The organism is Ruegeria sp. HKCCD4315 (genome assembly GCF_013112245.1).
Classification (GTDB): Bacteria; Pseudomonadota; Alphaproteobacteria; order Rhodobacterales; family Rhodobacteraceae; genus Ruegeria.
Map to the genome: position 1 here is coordinate 1414889 of NZ_WVRN01000001.1, position 16984 is coordinate 1431872.

17 protein-coding genes are annotated in these 16984 nt (G+C 57.1%); 9 read left to right on the forward strand and 8 right to left on the reverse strand.

All coding sequences use genetic code 11. From position 1 onward, the window contains the following. Positions 1 to 43: 43 nt before the first annotated feature. A complete protein-coding gene (locus GS646_RS07085; RefSeq protein WP_171183417.1) occupies positions 44 to 703 on the reverse strand; it encodes a DsbA family oxidoreductase in 660 nt (219 codons plus the stop codon). Beyond that, positions 700 to 2217: a class I adenylate-forming enzyme family protein gene (locus GS646_RS07090; RefSeq protein ID WP_171648424.1), complete on the reverse strand. Its 1518-nt coding sequence runs from the start codon at positions 2215 to 2217 to the stop codon at positions 700 to 702. The genes GS646_RS07085 and GS646_RS07090 overlap by 4 nt, the downstream gene beginning before the upstream one ends. Positions 2218 to 2282: 65 nt before the next feature. Here GS646_RS07090 and GS646_RS07095 point away from each other — a divergent pair, with 65 nt between their 5' ends. Beyond that, positions 2283 to 2906, forward strand: coding sequence for a helix-turn-helix domain-containing protein (locus tag GS646_RS07095; protein WP_171183414.1), 624 nt, complete (start codon positions 2283 to 2285; stop codon positions 2904 to 2906). On the opposite strand, the gene GS646_RS07100 is transcribed toward GS646_RS07095, so the two are convergent. Both GS646_RS07100 and GS646_RS07105 read right to left on the reverse strand, forming a co-directional pair. Then, positions 2895 to 3134 carry a hypothetical protein gene (locus GS646_RS07100; protein WP_171090321.1) on the reverse strand — a complete coding sequence of 80 codons (240 nt, stop codon included), beginning with the start codon at positions 3132 to 3134 and terminating at the stop codon, positions 2895 to 2897. The genes GS646_RS07095 and GS646_RS07100 overlap by 12 nt on opposite strands. A 550-nt stretch (positions 3135 to 3684) precedes the next feature. Beyond that, entirely contained in the window at positions 3685 to 5514 is a 1830-nt protein-coding gene (locus tag GS646_RS07105) for an extracellular solute-binding protein (RefSeq protein WP_171183412.1), read from the reverse strand. Between GS646_RS07105 and GS646_RS07110 the strand changes: the two genes are divergently transcribed. The 3 genes from GS646_RS07110 (at position 5450) to GS646_RS07120 (ending at position 7679) form a co-directional block, all read left to right on the forward strand. Beyond that, a complete protein-coding gene (locus GS646_RS07110) occupies positions 5450 to 5677 on the forward strand; it encodes a hypothetical protein (protein ID WP_171089108.1) in 228 nt (75 codons plus the stop codon). The genes GS646_RS07105 and GS646_RS07110 overlap by 65 nt on opposite strands. Positions 5678 to 5815: 138 nt before the next feature. Further along, positions 5816 to 6589: a 3-hydroxybutyrate dehydrogenase gene (locus tag GS646_RS07115; RefSeq protein ID WP_171183410.1), complete on the forward strand. Its 774-nt coding sequence runs from the start codon at positions 5816 to 5818 to the stop codon at positions 6587 to 6589. A 64-nt stretch (positions 6590 to 6653) separates the two neighbouring features. Then, entirely contained in the window at positions 6654 to 7679 is a 1026-nt protein-coding gene (locus tag GS646_RS07120; protein ID WP_171183408.1) for a patatin-like phospholipase family protein, read from the forward strand. Here GS646_RS07120 and GS646_RS07125 read toward each other — a convergent pair whose 3' ends face one another. The 3 genes from GS646_RS07125 to GS646_RS07135 form a co-directional block, all read right to left on the reverse strand. Next, entirely contained in the window at positions 7680 to 8357 is a 678-nt protein-coding gene (locus GS646_RS07125; RefSeq protein WP_171090313.1) for a DUF502 domain-containing protein, read from the reverse strand. A gap of 79 nt (positions 8358 to 8436) precedes the next feature. Beyond that, the gene (locus GS646_RS07130) at positions 8437 to 9348 is read right to left on the reverse strand and encodes a pseudouridine-5'-phosphate glycosidase (RefSeq protein WP_171183406.1); all 912 of its coding nucleotides are present in this window, start codon (positions 9346 to 9348) and stop codon (positions 8437 to 8439) included. Then, positions 9345 to 10238 carry a PfkB family carbohydrate kinase gene (locus GS646_RS07135; RefSeq protein ID WP_171183404.1) on the reverse strand — a complete coding sequence of 298 codons (894 nt, stop codon included), beginning with the start codon at positions 10236 to 10238 and terminating at the stop codon, positions 9345 to 9347. The genes GS646_RS07130 and GS646_RS07135 overlap by 4 nt, the downstream gene beginning before the upstream one ends. Before the next feature lie 169 nt (positions 10239 to 10407). Between GS646_RS07135 and GS646_RS07140 the strand changes: the two genes are divergently transcribed. Further along, a complete protein-coding gene (locus GS646_RS07140; RefSeq protein WP_171183402.1) occupies positions 10408 to 11550 on the forward strand; it encodes a HupE/UreJ family protein in 1143 nt (380 codons plus the stop codon). Between the two features lie 7 nt (positions 11551 to 11557). Here GS646_RS07140 and GS646_RS07145 read toward each other — a convergent pair whose 3' ends face one another. Beyond that, positions 11558 to 12178 carry a thiamine phosphate synthase gene (locus GS646_RS07145; protein WP_171183400.1) on the reverse strand — a complete coding sequence of 207 codons (621 nt, stop codon included), beginning with the start codon at positions 12176 to 12178 and terminating at the stop codon, positions 11558 to 11560. Between the two features lie 163 nt (positions 12179 to 12341). Between GS646_RS07145 and GS646_RS07150 the strand changes: the two genes are divergently transcribed. From GS646_RS07150 to GS646_RS07165, 4 genes are all read left to right on the forward strand, one after another. Beyond that, a complete protein-coding gene (locus tag GS646_RS07150; RefSeq protein ID WP_171648422.1) occupies positions 12342 to 13085 on the forward strand; it encodes an RNA methyltransferase in 744 nt (247 codons plus the stop codon). A gap of 59 nt (positions 13086 to 13144) precedes the next feature. Next, positions 13145 to 14290, forward strand: a complete 1146-nt coding sequence (gene ctaA / locus GS646_RS07155; protein ID WP_171648420.1) for a heme A synthase — start codon at positions 13145 to 13147, stop codon at positions 14288 to 14290. A 4-nt stretch (positions 14291 to 14294) separates the two neighbouring features. Beyond that, on the forward strand, positions 14295 to 15764 hold the full coding sequence (locus GS646_RS07160; protein WP_171648418.1) for a carboxypeptidase M32: 1470 nt from the start codon (positions 14295 to 14297) through the stop codon (positions 15762 to 15764). A gap of 465 nt (positions 15765 to 16229) precedes the next feature. Next, positions 16230 to 16907 (forward strand): THxN family PEP-CTERM protein, encoded by a 678-nt coding sequence (locus tag GS646_RS07165; RefSeq protein ID WP_371732060.1) that lies wholly within the window; start codon positions 16230 to 16232, stop codon positions 16905 to 16907. The last annotated feature ends 77 nt before the right edge of the window (positions 16908 to 16984 follow it).

The following is a 16984-nucleotide window of genomic DNA, read 5'->3' on the forward strand; positions in this document are numbered from 1 at the left end:
GGATCAGGTTAGGCCAGACTGGAAATTCGCACAGACCTCTGTGCTATTCTGCAGGGGAAGCCTCAAGCTGAGACATGATCTCGGCGATCACTTTCTCCCACATCTCAGGGGGTTGAGCGCCCGGAACTGCATGCTGATTGGCAACAATGTAGGTTGGGACCGAGCTGACGCCCATTTCACGCGAATGGCTATCCCGATTGCGGATGTCGTCTCGGTCAGCGTCAGATTTCAGCAATTTCATGACAACGGCGGCGTCCATTCCGGCGCTGTCGGCGATGTCAGACAGTACTTCGGGGTCACCGATGTCACGGGCTTGTACGAAATATGCATCGAACAAGGCATCGACGACAGCGTTCTGTTTGCCTTCGATTCCTGCCCAATGGATGAGGCGGTGAGCGTCCAACGTGTTGGGCGTGCGCTTCATACCTTCGAAATCGATCTTGAGGCCCGCGTTTTCTGCGTGTTCCACCACAGGCGCATAGGCACGCACGGCACCGTCTTTGCCGCCGAACTTACGCTCAAGATATTCGCGCCGGTCCATGCCTTCATCCGGCATGTCGGGGTTCAGCTGAAAGGGATGCCATTCGATGACAAAGGGGTGATCGGGGATATTGGCCAGTGCCTTGTCCAGATGCGTTTTGCCGATATAGCACCAGGGGCAGATCGGATCGGACAGGATGTCGAGCTTGACGGTCTGGGTCATGTGGTTGGTGCCTCGAAATAGGCCGGCAACGCGCGGCGCAGGAGTTTGCCGTTACCGCCAGTTGGCAGGGCAGGCAGGTGGATGAAGGCGCGCGGCTGTTTGTAGCGGGCCAGATTTGTTTCGACATAGGCGCGCAGGGCCGCATCGTCCAGCTTTTCCGGACCAGTATAGAAAGCTGCTATCACAAATGTGTCCGGTTTGACCTCGACCGCCGCTGCACCGACCTGCGTAATGCCCGGAAAACGGGACAGCGCGGCTTCGACCTCGACCGGGGACACGCGATAGCCGCCCGCGTTCATCATGTCATCATCTCGGCCCAGATAGCTGATCTGGCCGTCTACCGCCATCGCGCCCTGATCTCCGGTCAGAAACCAGTCGCCTTGCATCCGCGCCTCGGCTTCGTCGGGTGCGTTGAGATAAGTCAGCATCAAACCGGGGTCTGATCGGTGTATGGCGATGGTGCCTTCCTGTCCTTGTGGTACTGGGCCGTCCGTCCCCAGGATCGCCACGCGACGCCCCGTTTGCGGCTGCCCTAGCGCGTCGCTACGCGCGGGGTGGGCCGGGCTGGAAGAGATAAAGGTCGAGCATTCGGACATGCCGTAGGCTTCGAACAGGTCGGTGCCGGTGCTGGTGACCCATTTCTCATGCAAAGCGCGCGACAGTTTCTCACCCGCGCATAAGCCATGGCGCAGGTCGGGTAACTCCATATGTTCGGACGTTTGCAGCATCTTTCGAAAGACACCGGGGGCGGCGGCAAAGATCGTTGCACGGTGCTGGCGCAATAAGGTCGGCAGCGCGTCAATACTGGTGCCGGGTTCCGGGATCAGGGCCGTTGCACCAATAGTCCACGGGTCCATCAATCCAGTGCCCAGCGTATAAGTCCAGTTGAACGCGCCCGCGTGGCACAAGCGGTCGCTTTCCCGCAGACCGTACCAGCCATCGACCATCATCTGCCGCGCCCAGATCGCCCGATGGGCGTGGGCCACGGCGCGTGGCTTGCCTGACGTTCCAGAGGTGTAGACGACATAGGCCATGCGCTCGGGGTCGCCCATGTCAAAACGGGCTGCAGTCAGATTTCGCATGGTTTTCAACGCATCCAATCCAATCTGCTTGGGGTGCGCAGCGCAGGCAACGTCGGGGTCGCGCAGAATGGCCGCTGGGGCAAGATCCGCGATCATTTTGGCCGTTTCAGGTTCCGTCAGTTGCGACGATGTCGGCACAGGAACGATGCCTACTGCAATTGCGCCAAGATAGGCGATCGGGAAATCCACTGTATTGCCTAGCCGCATCAATGCGATGTCGCCGGGTTTCAAACCGGCTTGCAACAACCCAGCACCGGTGCCCAAAACGGCTGCTTTCAGATCGCGAAAGCTCCAATCCTGCGCGTCCCTCTCACGCAGCACGGACAGGGCAACCTTGCTGGGGATGCGATCCGCTTGGCCCAGAACATGAGCAGCCAGGTTAAAAGGTGTGGGGCAGGGCGCGGGCGCCCCCTGATCAAAGATGGACAACATGGCCCTTGGCTATCGCGGAGCCTGCCGCGTTGCAAGCGCGGCAGACCGGGCCTATAGAGAAGGGCATGAGCACTCAAGATCCAAAATCCCTGATCCGAATTGCCCGCGATTCCGGTGACCATACCGAAGTAGAACCTCTGGACCTAGGTGCGCGGGTGCGCGAGCTGCGCAAGGCGCGCAAATGGACTTTAGAACAGGCTGCCACACAGGCGGGATTGGCGCGCTCGACGCTGAGCAAGATCGAAAACGGGCAGATGTCACCCACATACGACGCGCTCAAGAAGCTGGCGATTGGTCTTGAGATTTCAGTGCCGCAACTGTTCACCCCGCCGCAGCGTGATCAGGTGATCGGTCGTATGGCTGTGACCCGCACCGGCGAAGGGACGGCCCACGCCACGGCCACCTATGAGCATGAGTTGCTGGCCGAGACGCTGACCAAGAAACATATGCTGCCGTATCGCGCGCGAGTGCGGGCGAGGTCGATGGATGAGTTTGAGGGCTGGGTGCGCCACGATGGTGAGGAGTTCATGTATGTCCTCACGGGCGTAGTGCGGCTGTTTACTGAGTTTTATGAGCCTGTCGAAATGCGCCGTGGTGACAGCGCATATTATGATGGCAGCATGGGGCACAATGTCATCTCCGTCAGCGACGAAGATGCAACGATCCTTTGGGTCACATCACTTGCTTAGTGATGCGTGCGTGAATTCGCGGTTCAGACCTTCGGTAAACAGGAAATCTTCAACTTCTTCGTGCGCTTCGTTCATGGTTAGCTGGTGACGCTCTGCCAGATAAGCTTCGAACCCTTTCCGGTCCTTTGACACGCGCATCATGTCCTGATCCCGCAAGTTCGGAAAGCGCCGTTTTGCACGTGCGTAGGCCGCGCTCCAGTCTTGTTTAAGATCCGTCCAGTTCATCATCTTTGAGCTTTCCTTTTGTAGCCATTAGGACTGCTCTCCCCCACAACAGCGTACGGAAAGGCTGCCGTAGGGTAAGACATGACAAAATGTCGCACCTTTCTTTCACAAATTATTTAGGGGTGGTGCCCGCTGCGAAAGCTCCGCAACGGGCGGGCGGGCCTGCAGTCGGTGTGAGTGGTGGCGGGCCCGATTATGCGTTCTCCGGCTCTGCCGAAGGGATCAGACGCGGTGCATGAAGGCGCATCTTCAAGTCCGCACCTGATCTAATTCATGCGCCGTGTATATATCTTTTGCCCGAAAAATAAAGACTTCTAATGGGTTTCACGCACAACTCACCGAGTGTTGATGAACCTCTTCGGCCGATCCAGACATCGTGAACGTCCTATGGAGATGGAACGCCGTTGGTACCGTTTGCTGATACTCTGCGACGGATATTCGTTCATGCGCTCGTGTCGAAAATGATCAGCAGGAACTTGCTCAATTCTCGATGCTGCTGAGAGTTGAGGCAAAAGAACCCGGGCTTGGTTGTCCCGGGTCCGCTATCATTGGCTTAGTTCTCATCATACCACCAGACATCGGGCATGTATTGGGGGCCATCCCCGTAGATCGGCAAAGTGTCGGGGAACTTTAGCTCGCGGATATGCGCAATGCGCCCGACATCAAAGCTCCAGATCGGGATCACATAGCGACCTGCGGTCAAGACACGGTCCAAAGCGCGGGTGGCCGTGGTGAAATCTTCGCGCGTCTCCGAGGCCAACATGGCATCGATCATCGCGTCAACGGCGGGCGAGGAAACACCCATTAGGTTGCGCGTTCCCGGCGTGTCTACAAATTCGCTGCCCCAGTAGAACCTTTGTTCGTTGCCCGGCGACAAGGACAGGGCACGTCGGAAAGGCGTCATGTCGAAATCGAGCTCGTTCATGCGCGAGGTGTATTGCGCATCATCGACCTTCTCGACCACCAACTCGATGCCAAGACGTTCCAGAGCGCGGGCGTAAATCTCGGCTATGGTACCAACATCTTGCACGACATTCAGACTGCCCTGGCTGATCACCATTTCAATCTTCAGCGGACGGCCTTCCGCGTTTTTGAGCACGCCATCCTGAACGGTCCATCCCGCGTCTTCCAGCAGCTTGACTGCCTGGCGAATGTTGCGTCGGTTGCGTTCCGAGCCATCGCCTTGCGGCAACTCATACCCTTCCAATGTGCCGGGCGTCAGCTCAGCCTCAAAAGGCTCCAGCAAAGCGCGCACCGGTTCAGTTGCCGGCCCAGGTTGCATCGCCAGATCAGAGCCAGAGAAGTAAGAAGAAATACGAGGCTGTGCGCCGCCCGTGACCGTGTCGTTGATAAATTCAAAATTGAAGGCAAGCGTCAGCGCTTCGCGCACGCGCCAGTCATCCAGCGGTGGTTTGCGGGTGTTCATCACAAAGCCCGTCATCCCCGATGGTTTTCCATGGGGAATTTCGGTCTTGATCACGTCCCCGCGCTGAACGGCAGGAAAACTGTATTGTTTGTTCCATTTGTCTGCGTTGAACTCGCGCACGGCCGACAGTTCTCCGGCTTTGAAAGCCTCGAACGCGACAGATCCGTCGCCGTAGAATTCAATCCGCAGTTCATCGAGGTTCATGGTGCCGCGACGAAACGGAATGTCAGCGCCCCAATAGTCCGGGTTACGTCGCAGGTTCACATAGCGACCGGCCTCATAGCTGTCGATTATGTACGGACCGGTTCCGATTGGAACATCCTGTAACTTGGCATTCGCGAAATCCTTTCCGTCCCACTGCGCCTTTTGCAGGATCGGACGCATCCCGGCCAGCAAGGCCAATTCCCGGTCAGGGTCGTTGAACGTGATCCGAACCGAGCTCGGCCCGGTCTGTTCAATGCTGTCGATCTTGTCCCACAGCCCTCGGTACCGCAGATGCCCTTCGGTTCCGAGGGTCTCATATGACCAGATCACATCCTCGACCGTGACGGGGCTGCCGTCGGAAAATCGAGCCTCTTCGCGCAGAGTGAATTCGACCCAAGACCTGTCCGGTGCCGCTTCAACTGATTCGGCTAACAGCCCGTAAAGTGTGAAAGGTTCGTCCCAAGACCGACCCATTAGGCTTTCGTGGGTCCAAAACGGCAACTGCCAAGGAGAGGTGCCTTTTTGCAAAAACGGGTTCAGACTGTTATAACCGCCGGTATTTCCGAACACCGCTTTGCCGCCTTTGGGCGCATCCGGGTTGGCGTAGGGGAGGGACACAAAATCCGGTGGTAGGGCCGGGTCCCCATACATAGCTATGCCATGAGACGATTCTGCATGGGCGACAGACATGAGAAAAATGCTGGCGATTCCCGCCGCAAATGGTCGAAACGGTCGGAGAAAATCCGGGCTCATTTTGGAAACAATCCTGCTCTGGCCTTATTTTGTTGGGATTCATCGTAGTGATGATTTTTCTTATTATCAAACTTTTAGCTTGGACGAAGGCGCAGAATTGCTTATAAAGGTTCCACTGCTCGATAGGTTTCTTGCCTGTATGAAACCTGCCTCAATAACTTAACGCCCGCTTCGTGCGGGCGTTTTTTTTTGGCAGTTCCGAATGTCCAGGTCCGGGATTTCAATTCCATATGTTTCCCCGTTTTCTTTGCAGGTGCAGCATGGCATGGTGCGCGAGGATATCGCATCAGGGAGATCGGTCATGAGCCTTTCGGGCAAAACGGCAATCATCACAGGGTCAAATTCAGGCATAGGTCTGGGGGTCGCGCGCGAGTTGGCCAAGGCAGGGGCCAATGTGGTTTTGAATTCCTTTTCCGATCGGGATGAAGATCATGCGCTGGCTGCAGAGATTGCAAAAGAAACCGGAACCAACGCGCGCTACATCAAAGCGGATATGTCCAAAGGCGATGAGTGCCGCGCACTGATCGAGCAGGCAGGGGCCTGTGATATTCTGGTGAACAACGCGGGCATTCAGCATGTCTCTCCGATTGATCAGTTCCCGACCGAGAAATGGGATGCGATTATCGCAATCAATATGAACTCGGCATTTCATACGACAGCTGCGGCGCTGCCGATGATGCGCAAGTCGGGATGGGGCCGGATCGTCAATATCGCCTCGGCGCACGGTCTCACGGCCTCGCCTTACAAGGCGGCCTATGTCGCTGCAAAGCATGGTGTGGTTGGGATGACCAAGACCGTCGCGCTTGAGACCGCGCAGGAGCCGATTACCTGCAACGCGATTTGTCCGGGTTATGTTCTGACGCCTCTGGTAGAGGCACAGATCCCGGACACGATGAAGGAATACAACATGAGCCGCGAAGACGTGATCAAGAACGTCATGCTGGAACGGCAGCCTTCCAAGGAGTTTGCCACCGTTGAGCAGCTGGGCGGCACGACCGTCTTTCTATGCTCGGACGCTGCGGCACAGATTACCGGGACAACGATTTCGGTCGATGGAGGCTGGACCGCGCTTTGAGAATCCATGGGGGCGCTGCCCCCATACCCCCGGAGTATTTTTGAAAAGATGAAGGGGCTGAGGCATGAAACGTATCAATCTGGCATTGCAGGGTGGTGGAGCGCATGGGGCGTTCACCTGGGGGGTCCTTGACAGGTTTCTGGATGAAGAAGACGTCGAGGTTGCGGCCATTACAGGGACGTCAGCGGGGGCGTTGAACGGGGCCGCGTTCAAGTCAGGTATGGTGCATGCCGGGCGCGACGGCGCACGCGCAAGTCTGGATGCGGTGTGGGCGCGTATGGGTGCGATTGGCGATATGCGCATGGCCCATTGGTTCCGAGGGGTGGAGCCTGCAGCAATTTCCAGAGCTATGGAGTATTCGGTCCCTTATTCCATTGGCGAGGCGTGGTCCCGAATGGTGTCGCCTTATGCATATGGCCCATTTTACAGCAATCCGTTGGAGTCGGTGGTTGATCGGTTCAACTTTGCCGAAGTGTGCGCAGATGACGGCCCGCGTCTGTTTGTCTGTGCGACCTGTGTGCGAAGTGGTAAGATCCGTGTGTTTACCGGAGATGAAATTTCTACAGACGCCATTCTGGCTTCGGCGTGTTTGCCGACCCTGTTCAAGGCGGTCGAAATCTATGATCCTGAAACCGAGCGGACCGAGGCGTATTGGGACGGTGGCTATACAGGGAACCCGGCGCTTTATCCGTTGTTTGCTGACGATCTGCCTGACGACGTGGTGATCGTGAACATCAACCCGCTGGAGCGCGATGAAGTGCCTGTCACGCCGCAGCAGATCCAGAACCGGATTAATGAAATTAGTTTCAACTCATCTCTGTTTCGCGAACTCAGGGCGATCAGTTTTGTGCAGCGGTTGCTGAAAGAGGGCAAACTTAAAGCCGGTGAAATGAGCCGTGTTTTGGTGCACATGATTGCGGATAACGAACTGATGAACAGCTTGTCTGTTGCAACCAAGACTGTCCCCAATCCGGTTATCCTGCACAAGCTCAAGCAGGCCGGGCGCGACGCGGCAGATGGATTTCTTGCGAAACACAAAGACGATCTGGGCCAGAACAGCACAGTAGATCTGCCTGCGATGTTTGGCTGATCATTCAGGCGGTTGGGTCGGGTCTTTTTCGTTGGGGTAAACCAGACCAGCCGAAATCACCAGTTTCGCTGCGTCTTCGATGCTCATATCCAGCAAGATTACGTCTTCGGCCGGAAAGAACAGGAGGAAGCCAGAGGTCGGGTTGGGCGTGGTCGGCACAAAGACGCTGAGCAATTCGCCCCCGGTTTCGGCCCGTTGGCTGACCTCGCCGCGCGCGCTTGTCGAAACAAAACCGATAGCCCAGATGCCCCGGCGTGGATACTGAATCAGGCAGGCTTTTTCAAAGGACCGCTCGGTCTGCGCAAAGACCGTTTCCGAGATCTGCTTGATCCCGGAATAAACCGACCGCACGACGGGCATCCGGTCGACCAGGCTTTCGGCGAAATGGATCAGCGAGCGGCCCAGAATGCCTTTGGCGATCCACCCGACGATGATTGTGAAGATCAGGAAGATCACCACACCCACACCGCGCAGGTTGATGCCCACATATTGTTCTGGTTGGAATTGTTGTGGAACCAGCGGCAGAACGGCGCTGTCGATCCAGCCGACCACCGACCAGATCAGCCAGACGGTTAACCAGACAGGTGCAATAACGACGATGCCGGTCAGAAAGGAGCCGCGCAGCCGTGAAAGCAGGCCGGGGCGGCGATGGGGCTCTTCGTCGAAAGGTGTGTTCATTGCAGGTCCGAGTGGGCAGTTCCGAATGGTTTCCGGGGTTTAGGTAGTCAATCCGTCGCTTTGGTACAATAGGGCTGCGTCAACCCTGCTGCACCAGCGACTGCGCGATTTTGGCGGCCAGGCGTGCGTTGTTGCGGACCAGCGCGATATTGGCCGTTAACGAACGGCCTTCGGTTTTCTCAAAAATGCGTTGCAGCAGATAGGGCGTCACGGCTTTGCCGGTGATGCGGTGGGCATCCGCGTCGGCTTGAGCCTCGGCGATGATCGGGGCCAGTTCCCCGGCCGCTATCTGATCGGCGGCAGGGATCGGGTTGGCAACCAGCTGTCCGCCGGGCAGACCCAGCACACGCCGGGTGGCATGGGCTTTGGCGATGGCTTCGGCACTGTCCATACGCAGAGGCGCGGAAAAAGGTGATTTGGCCGACCAAAATGCAGGGAACTCATCTTGCCTATACGCGATGACCGGCACGCCCAAAGTCTCTAGCACTTCAAGCGTTTTGGCGAGGTCCAGGATAGCTTTGGCCCCGGCAGCAACCACTGTGACCGGCGTATGGCCCAGCTCGTGCAGGTCAGCAGAAATGTCGAACGTTGTCTCTGCGCCCTGATGCACACCACCGATGCCGCCAGTGGCAAAGACCTCTATCCCGGCGTATTGCGCGGCGATCATTGTGGCGGCGACGGTTGTGGCCCCGGTGCCTCCGGTCGAAATGCAGGCCGCCATGTCTGCGCGCGAGATTTTGGCGACACCCTGTGCCTGTCCCAGCCATTGCAGTTGCTCGGGTTCCAGCCCCACGTGCAGTTTACCTGCAATCACCGCCATGGTTGCCGGAACTGCGCCCGCATCACGAATGTCCTGTTCGACCTGAGCCGCAACTTCGACGTTTTGCGGGTAGGGCATTCCATGGGTGATGATGGTGCTTTCCAGCGCAACGATGGGTTGGCCTGCGTCTTTGGCGGCGCGGACCTCAGCTGAGTATTGGATTTCGATCACAGTGGGGTTTCTCCGGAAACATAGGTTGCAGCGGCGTGCAGAGCGCGGGTCAGGGCCTCGTCACTCGATGCGCCGCCGGATTCTGAGGCGATATGGGCCGCCATGAAGGTATCCCCGGCACCGGTCACTCGGGTGACCAGAACGGACGGGGGTGTTTGAGTTAGAATCTCGTCGGAACTGCCTACGGTGGCTGAGTTTCCGCCGTCAGTCACCAGCACGCGTAGCGCACCGCGATCCAGCAGACCCTTGGCAGCGGATTCGGAGTCAGTGAATTCACGTTGGCACAAGATGCCGGCCTCTTCGAGGTTCACGTAAAGTGTGGCGCGGGCGTGCTTGAGGAAGGGTAGCAGCCTTTCCGCTTTGCCGGGCGAGGCCGGGGCCACGCGCAGGTCGGCGCGGGCAAAGGCGGGGCTTTGAGCAATTTCTTCCAACAGGTCCAGCGTCAGGTTGCCATCCAGCGCGATGGGTCCTTCAAAGGGCGTGTTCTCATAGCCCAGTGGTCCATGCATCAAAGGGCGCAGGATCTTTGCACCCGCAGCCTCCAGCGAGTGCGCGTCAGCAATTGCGGCGATCAACCCGTTTGCGCCTTCTACGGCCATATAGCGATCGGTCGGCAAATCCTGAGAGCGATAGATGTGATCCGTGACCATGCCCAGCCGCGAACAGGCGTGGACAAGCTCATCACCCTCGGGATCGCGACCAATTGCGGTGAGCAAAGTAGGGGTCATACCAAAGCGCACGAGTGTCATGGCGATGTTCATCGCAACGCCGCCGGGCAACCGGGTGATGCGCCCCGGCACGTCCGAACCTTGTCGCATAGCGCTTGCTGATCGTCCGATCACGTCCCACAGGACCGAACCGATACATAGTATATTGGCGTTCTGAGTCATGAGGATGTCATGCCGCAGCGGTGATGCCCGTGCAAGTCAGAACGTAACCGCTGTCAGATATTCCCTAACCCCCCGGCATTTACGCCTTTTACGCTTGCGAACAGAGACCTGCACGGGAACAATTGACCACAATGATTGGTGATTTGTTTCTTTTACCGGAGAGTTTCTTATGAACGGCCGTGTATTTCGGGCCATCCTTCGTGTCTTTGCCCTCATTATTTTTAGCTGTTTGGTCTTTGCGTTCCTTTCTTCAAGCGCGGGGCGGGCGCAATCTGAACAACCTACGGTGATTGATTTCTGGATCGCCGATGAAAAGCTGTTCCTTGAGGTTGGATTGAATGCTGAAGCACTGTTGCTTGGGTTTGATCCAACACGGCATGAAGTTCTTTCCGGGGATCCGCAGTATCTGGCTCTGCGGCAGACGACGTCATCGGAACTGGAACCAAAGATCAGAGCGTTTGTTGAAACGTGGGTGCAGGACGTCGAAGTTCAGGTTCCCGAGCGTTTGAAACTGACTTTGGAACGCGTGCTTGTCCTTGAAGGCGGTGGTAAAGAAGAAGCGCGTGTTACCAAACTGCTGCTAACAGCACCTTTTCCGGATCAAGCTTCGAACCTGAAAATGCGCTGGCCGGTTGATGGCGGGCCGATTGTGCTGCGGCAGCAGGGCGTTGCGGCGCCCTATACCAGTTACTTGGCGGCCGGTGAAACCAGCCCTCTCATACCATTGCGCGGAGGGGCATCCTTGACGCCGCAACAGACACTAAAGACGTTTTTTGCGTTGGGGATCGAGTACGTCATAAACGCTCCGTTCACACCGTGCTTGCTTGCCCTGGTCCTTGTGTTTCTGTCTTTGTCCTTGCGAGCAGTCGTGGCGCAGGTGGTGTTTCTGTCAGTTGGCGTGTTCGTTGGGCTTGGCTTGGCTGTCTACGACGTGTTGAACGTGCCGACCTATGTCGGTTTACATGCGCCGACGGCGTTTGTCATCGGGCTGGCGTTGTGGAACCTCGTGGCACGACGGTTGCAGGTCGCGCGGCTGTTGACCGTGTTTGCTGGCGGAACAGTGTTTGGATTGGCGTTGGCAAGGGCTCTTCGGGCTATCGGCGTGCCGCCGGACCATCAGCTTCCAGCGATGTTGGGGTTTGGGGCTGGGGTTGTGGTGCCGCTGGTTTTGGCTGCCTCGGCTGCGTTTGGACTGGCGCTATTGTTTGCTGGCCGTTCGCACAGGACCCGCGGCCGGATTGCAGTTCTGGCCTCAATCCTGATTGCAGGGCTCGGGGTGTATTGGCTAGCCGAGCCTTGGATGTTGGGGTGATGCCCGGTTAGGACATCGCTGCTGTTAGAGTGTTCAGCGTGCCAAGCGGATCGTCGCTGTTCCAGATTTCGTCCCCAATGCCGAAGAAATCGGTGCAGGGGGCCAGGTCGCGGATCAGGTCGGGCGTTAGTCCACCTTCGGCCACAACCGGAACTTCGATCATCTCGGACCACCACTGGAACAAATCCCTTTCGGCACGCGTGCCATCGCCCAAAGCGGTGGTGCCAACAGGACCGAAGGCTACATAATCGGCACCGTTTTCACCAGCAGTCATACCGTCATGGCTGGAGGCACCGCAGAAACTACCGACAATTGCATCTGTGCCCAATTCCTTGCGCACAGCCCTGACGGACCGAGCCGCGTCGTCCAAATGCACACCGTCCAGACCAAGACGCTGGGCCAGCAGCACGTGGTTCGAAATAACGATGGCCACATCACGCGCGTGGGCAACCTCGCGGCAGGCATCCGCCGCACGGGAAAGGGTGTCTTCGTCGTTTCCGGCCAGCGCCAGACGAATGCAGGCGATATCGGCACCGTCCAATACCGTTGCCAGCTTGTTTGTGAAGGTGCTCAACTCGATGGTCGGAGGCGTGATCAGGTAAATCTGCGGCTGCTCGGGGGTGTCCATGGGCGCGTCCTTCGGCTTTTGGTCTTTGGCGCGGTTTAGCGGATTGCGGCGGGGAAGCAAACTTTTTAGCCCGCCAAGCAGGTATTTGGAAACAGAAGAAGAGGATCGGGTTGCCCTGTTGACGCCGTCGGATTAGAGCGGGCGGAACTTTTCGGAGACAGCCATGCCCAGCGATACATCTCAGCCCTCTTTCGTGCTCGTGCGCCCGCAGATGGGCGAAAACATCGGCGCCGCTGCACGCGCGATGTGGAATTTCGGTCTGGACCGTATGCGCATTGTGGCCCCGCGCGACGGCTGGCCGAACCCCAAAGCCGTGGCCATGTCCAGCGGGGCAGGGCGGTTGCTGGATGAGGCGCAATTGTTCGACGATCTGGCAGGTTCGCTGGCCGACAGCACGTTTGTCTTCGCGACCACCGCCCGGCAACGTGGATTGACCAAGCCGGTCTACAGCCCAGAACGTGCGATGCAGATCGCGGCTGAGAAAGTCGCAGCAGGAGAGAAAGTCGCCGTGCTGTTCGGTCCTGAACGCGCAGGGCTTGAGAATGAAGACATTGCAAAGGCCAACGCGATCATATCGGTTCCGGTGAACCCGGAATACGCCTCGCTGAACCTGGGGCAGTGCGTGTTGCTGACCGCCTATGAGTGGATGCGCCAGACCGGAGACGTGATGCACGAGACCACCGATCTGGGCAAGGGCGACTGGGCCACAGGGATCGAAGTGGAAAAACTGGTCGAGCATTACGAGGATCGTCTGGAAGAGGCCGGGTTCTTCTATCCCCCTGAAAAAGCAGAGGGTATGAAAGTTAATCTGCGAAATCTGTGGTCGCGGATGCGGATGACGCGGGCTGATGTGCAGATGCTGCATGGAATCATGCGGCAGATGGTCCGCTGGAAAGACAAAAGCTGAGGCTGGACCTATCTTCCACCAAGCCCTAGCTTGCGACAAAATCAGGACGTGAGGACAGCATGAGCGGTAAGCGCAGCATCTTCGAAGAGGTCTCGGACACCGAAAAACAACAAGCCGTGCAACCGGGAATGATCGACCGGGGACGCGGCGGCGCGCGGCAGGCAATCCGCGTTTGGTTGATGATCCTGTTTGCTTTGGTTGTTGTGATGATCGCAGTTGGTGGCTTGACGCGCCTGACTGACAGCGGTCTTTCGATCACGGAATGGCGCCCGATCACCGGAGCCATCCCGCCGATGAATGAGGCCGACTGGCAGGCGGAATTCGACAAATACAAGCAGATCGACCAGTGGCGCATTCAAAACCAATGGATGGAGTTGAATGATTTCAAGTTCATCTACTGGTGGGAATGGGGCCATCGTCAACTGGGCCGCGTGATCGGACTTGTCTGGGCCCTCGGGTTCTTTGGTTTCTTAGCTGCACGTAAAATTCCAACCGGCTGGACCGGTAAGCTGTTGATTCCGGGCCTTTTAGGCGGTGTTCAAGGTGCGGTCGGATGGTGGATGGTCGCCTCGGGCGTGACGCAGGGTGAGGGCATGACCGCCGTTGCCAGTTATCGTCTGGCCACACATTTGGGTCTGGCTTTTGTGATCCTGGGCTTCTTGGCGTGGTACATCTTTGAACTTGGCCGCGAAGAACGCGACCTGATGCAGGCGCGCCGCGCGAAAGAGGCCAAACTGTTCTCGCTGTCCACCGGTCTGATGCATTTCGCCTTTTTACAAATACTCATCGGCGCGCTGGTTGCTGGGATTGACGCCGGGCGGTCTTACACCGACTGGCCCTTGATCGGCGGGCAAGTATTCCCACCCGATGCCACAGCGCTGGAGCCAACGTGGCGGAATTTCTTTGAAAGTCCCGGATTGGTGCAATTCATCCACCGCTGTGCGGGATATCTGCTGTTCATCTTTGCTTTCGTCGTCTGGCGTCGTGGCGGCACCAGCGCACATCCACAGACACGTTTTGCCTTCAACGCCGCCTTTGCTGCGCTGGCATTGCAGGTTGTCGTCGGCATCGTGACTGTTGTCTACGGTGCGCCCTGGCAGATCGCTATCTTCCATCAGTTCATGGCCGTTGTCGTCTGGACCCTAATCCTGCGCGCCCGGTTCTTGACCGCTTATCCCATCGCAACATCCCTGCGCGGAGTATGATCCTATGACCGCTTTCAACGAGCTTATGGCCTTTCAGCGTGAAACCTCGGCTTTGGGCCAGATTGCCGGGCGGTTGGGTTGGGATCAGGAAACCGTCATGCCACGCGGGGCGGCGCCGCAGCGTGCCGAAGAAATGGCCGCGATTGAGGCCGTTCTTCACGCGCGAAAATCTGACCCACGCGTGGCTGAGTGGCTGGAACAGGCGGCACCTCAGGATGAGGTCGGTAAAGCGCAAATTCGTGAAATCCGCCGCGCGTATGAACGCGCCGTGAAAGTGCCAGCCGATCTGGCAACGACCATTGCCCGTGTCACGTCCGCCGCACAGGGAACTTGGGCACAGGCCCGGGCGGATGAAGACGTTTCCGCGTTCCTTCCGGTTTTGGAAGAAGTGGTCTCACTCAAGCGTCAGGAGGGTGAGGCATTGGCGCAGGGCGGTGACGTCTATGACGCGATGGTCGAGGATTATGAGCCCTATACAACCGGCGCACAAATTGCGGCCATTTTTGATGAAATGCGCCCACGTCTGGTGGCTTTGCGTACCGCCGTATTGGATCGGCCGGAACCGGCAGCTCTGAATGGTAGCTTTGATGAGCAAACCCAGATGCGCCTGACGCAAAAACTGGCGACAACATTTGGATATGATCTGAATAACGGCCGGGTGGACAAGGCGGTGCATCCGTTTAGCTCGGGCAGCGGTTTGGACGTGCGTATCACCACGCGCACCAGCGAAACGGATCCCTTTAATTGCTTCTATTCCACCATTCACGAGGTCGGCCACGCCGCGTATGAGCAGGGTATCGACAAAGCCTATTTGCTGACCCCGCTTGGGTCCGGTGTGTCAATGGGCGTACACGAAAGCCAAAGCCGGATCTATGAAAACCAACTTGGCCGCTCACGCGCCTTTACCGGTTGGCTGTTCACCCAAATGACTGAGGCTTTTGGTGATTTCGGCATTGCCAATGCAGATGCGTTTTATGCGACTGTCAACCGAGTTCATAATGGCTATATCCGGACCGAGGCGGATGAAGTGCAATACAACCTACACATCATGCTGCGTTTTGATCTGGAACGCGCCCTGATGGCCGGAGACTTGCAGGTGAGCGACCTCGAATCCGCGTGGAACGATCGGTTCAAGACAGATTTTGGCTACGCGGTCGACAAACCTTCGAATGGCTGTTTGCAGGATGTGCACTGGTCCGTTGGGCTGTTCGGCTACTTCCCGACCTACTCCTTGGGCAACGTTTATGCCGGATGCCTTTATCAGGCTTTGCGTGCAGCCGTACCGGGGCTGGATACCCAACTTTCCGAGGGTGATACTTCGGGCGCTACGGGCTGGTTGCGGGATCAGGTTCAGCAGCATGGCGGGCTTTATGCACCGCGAGACGTCATCGCACGTGCCAGCGGCGTAGAGCCGGGGCCGGAGCCATTGCTTTCCTATCTGGAAGAAAAGTTCGGAACATTATACGGGCTCTGAGCTGAACATACGTTTTCCGGCCTGTTTTCACCAAGACAGGACCTCCCGAGTGACGCTGCGGGGAAAGGGCGGTTTTTGACCGTGATTCACTGTAGATTCACTGATCCACAGATGATTGCAGTTGGTAATGTCGATACAGCGCAAGTGTCATCAGATTGCGGCCTAATACGTGCGGCATCCACTAAGGTGGTCTTTACGCATGTTTGGCCTTTACAAGATAGCCTAGAGTTTATGTTTGGGATTGAAATAATTGTATCCCAAAAGGCTTAAATACCCTCATTCTACCCCACCGTTGCAGTATTGGTAACGATGCCGAGGGTCTTCCCTTCAAATGAGGTGAAAAGGTGGTCAAATTGTGGTTGCGTTGCTAGTTGTACTCAGGTCTGTGCAGCACTTCCTTAGGAGTGCGAATTCGTAAAAAGTGATTGAAGGGTAGGGGTTAAACACATGGCGTTGAAATGTAACGTGGCTGCGATTGCCTTAGTCGGGGTATTGGCTGGTAGTGCTGCCTCGGCATTGAGTGTGACAGCTATTTCACCCTCTTGGCAGAACGTGAATCCGACGACGGGTATTACTGAAAGCAGCTCTGGTTCAACGATCTCGCTGCGTTGGGGCGGTGGCAGTAACCCGAGTGGTTATGATTTCACGCCGACGGGTACACCAATTTTGAACCTTTCGCCGGACACAGCTTTTGACCTGGGACAGTTCACCCATCTCAACTTCCCGATTCCAGGAGAGGTTCTGAGTTCGGTAGATCTTGTCGTTGATCTGCAGATCGGCGGCGGACCTTTGGTATCATCAACCTTTTCACTGACCCATAATGAGACCTTAAACCGACCGGCAAATTGTCCTCAGGATGCAACGCCCTGCAACGATATTGTGACCATTGCCAACTCACTCGGTTCCCAGAACTTCACCTATGGTGGACAGAACTTTGTGTTTTCGGTGCTTGGCTTTTCACAGGACGGTGGGAACACAATTTCCACTGGTTTCAGTACGGTTGAAGGGGCGCAGAACCACGCAACGCTTTATGGTCAGTATACAGTCGCTCCTGTTCCGCTGCCTGCTGCCGGGTGGCTTCTGCTTGGTGGTATCGGTGGGCTGTTTGCATACGGGCGCCGCCAAAAGCGCAACGCCGCCTAGTTAAGGTATTCCTGCCGCAAGTTCGTCAGTGCGGCAGAGGTTTATTAAAAACGCAAAAAACCCGAGGTCAGCGGACC

Excerpts from the sequence above, each read along its gene's own strand:
- GS646_RS07085 (WP_171183417.1), bottom strand. The coding sequence starts at position 703 with ATGACCCAGACCGTCAAGCTCGACATCCTGTCCGATCCGATCTGCCCC.
- GS646_RS07090 (WP_171648424.1), bottom strand. The coding sequence starts at position 2,217 with ATGTTGTCCATCTTTGATCAGGGGGCGCCCGCGCCCTGCCCCACACCT.
- GS646_RS07095 (WP_171183414.1), top strand. The coding sequence starts at position 2,283 with ATGAGCACTCAAGATCCAAAATCCCTGATCCGAATTGCCCGCGATTCC.
- GS646_RS07100 (WP_171090321.1), bottom strand. The coding sequence starts at position 3,134 with ATGATGAACTGGACGGATCTTAAACAAGACTGGAGCGCGGCCTACGCA.
- GS646_RS07110 (WP_171089108.1), top strand. The coding sequence starts at position 5,450 with ATGAGAAAAATGCTGGCGATTCCCGCCGCAAATGGTCGAAACGGTCGG.
- GS646_RS07105 (WP_171183412.1), bottom strand. The coding sequence starts at position 5,514 with ATGAGCCCGGATTTTCTCCGACCGTTTCGACCATTTGCGGCGGGAATC.
- GS646_RS07115 (WP_171183410.1), top strand. The coding sequence starts at position 5,816 with ATGAGCCTTTCGGGCAAAACGGCAATCATCACAGGGTCAAATTCAGGC.
- GS646_RS07120 (WP_171183408.1), top strand. The coding sequence starts at position 6,654 with ATGAAACGTATCAATCTGGCATTGCAGGGTGGTGGAGCGCATGGGGCG.
- GS646_RS07125 (WP_171090313.1), bottom strand. The coding sequence starts at position 8,357 with ATGAACACACCTTTCGACGAAGAGCCCCATCGCCGCCCCGGCCTGCTT.
- GS646_RS07135 (WP_171183404.1), bottom strand. The coding sequence starts at position 10,238 with ATGACTCAGAACGCCAATATACTATGTATCGGTTCGGTCCTGTGGGAC.
- GS646_RS07140 (WP_171183402.1), top strand. The coding sequence starts at position 10,408 with ATGAACGGCCGTGTATTTCGGGCCATCCTTCGTGTCTTTGCCCTCATT.
- GS646_RS07145 (WP_171183400.1), bottom strand. The coding sequence starts at position 12,178 with ATGGACACCCCCGAGCAGCCGCAGATTTACCTGATCACGCCTCCGACC.
- GS646_RS07150 (WP_171648422.1), top strand. The coding sequence starts at position 12,342 with ATGCCCAGCGATACATCTCAGCCCTCTTTCGTGCTCGTGCGCCCGCAG.
- ctaA (WP_171648420.1), top strand. The coding sequence starts at position 13,145 with ATGAGCGGTAAGCGCAGCATCTTCGAAGAGGTCTCGGACACCGAAAAA.
- GS646_RS07160 (WP_171648418.1), top strand. The coding sequence starts at position 14,295 with ATGACCGCTTTCAACGAGCTTATGGCCTTTCAGCGTGAAACCTCGGCT.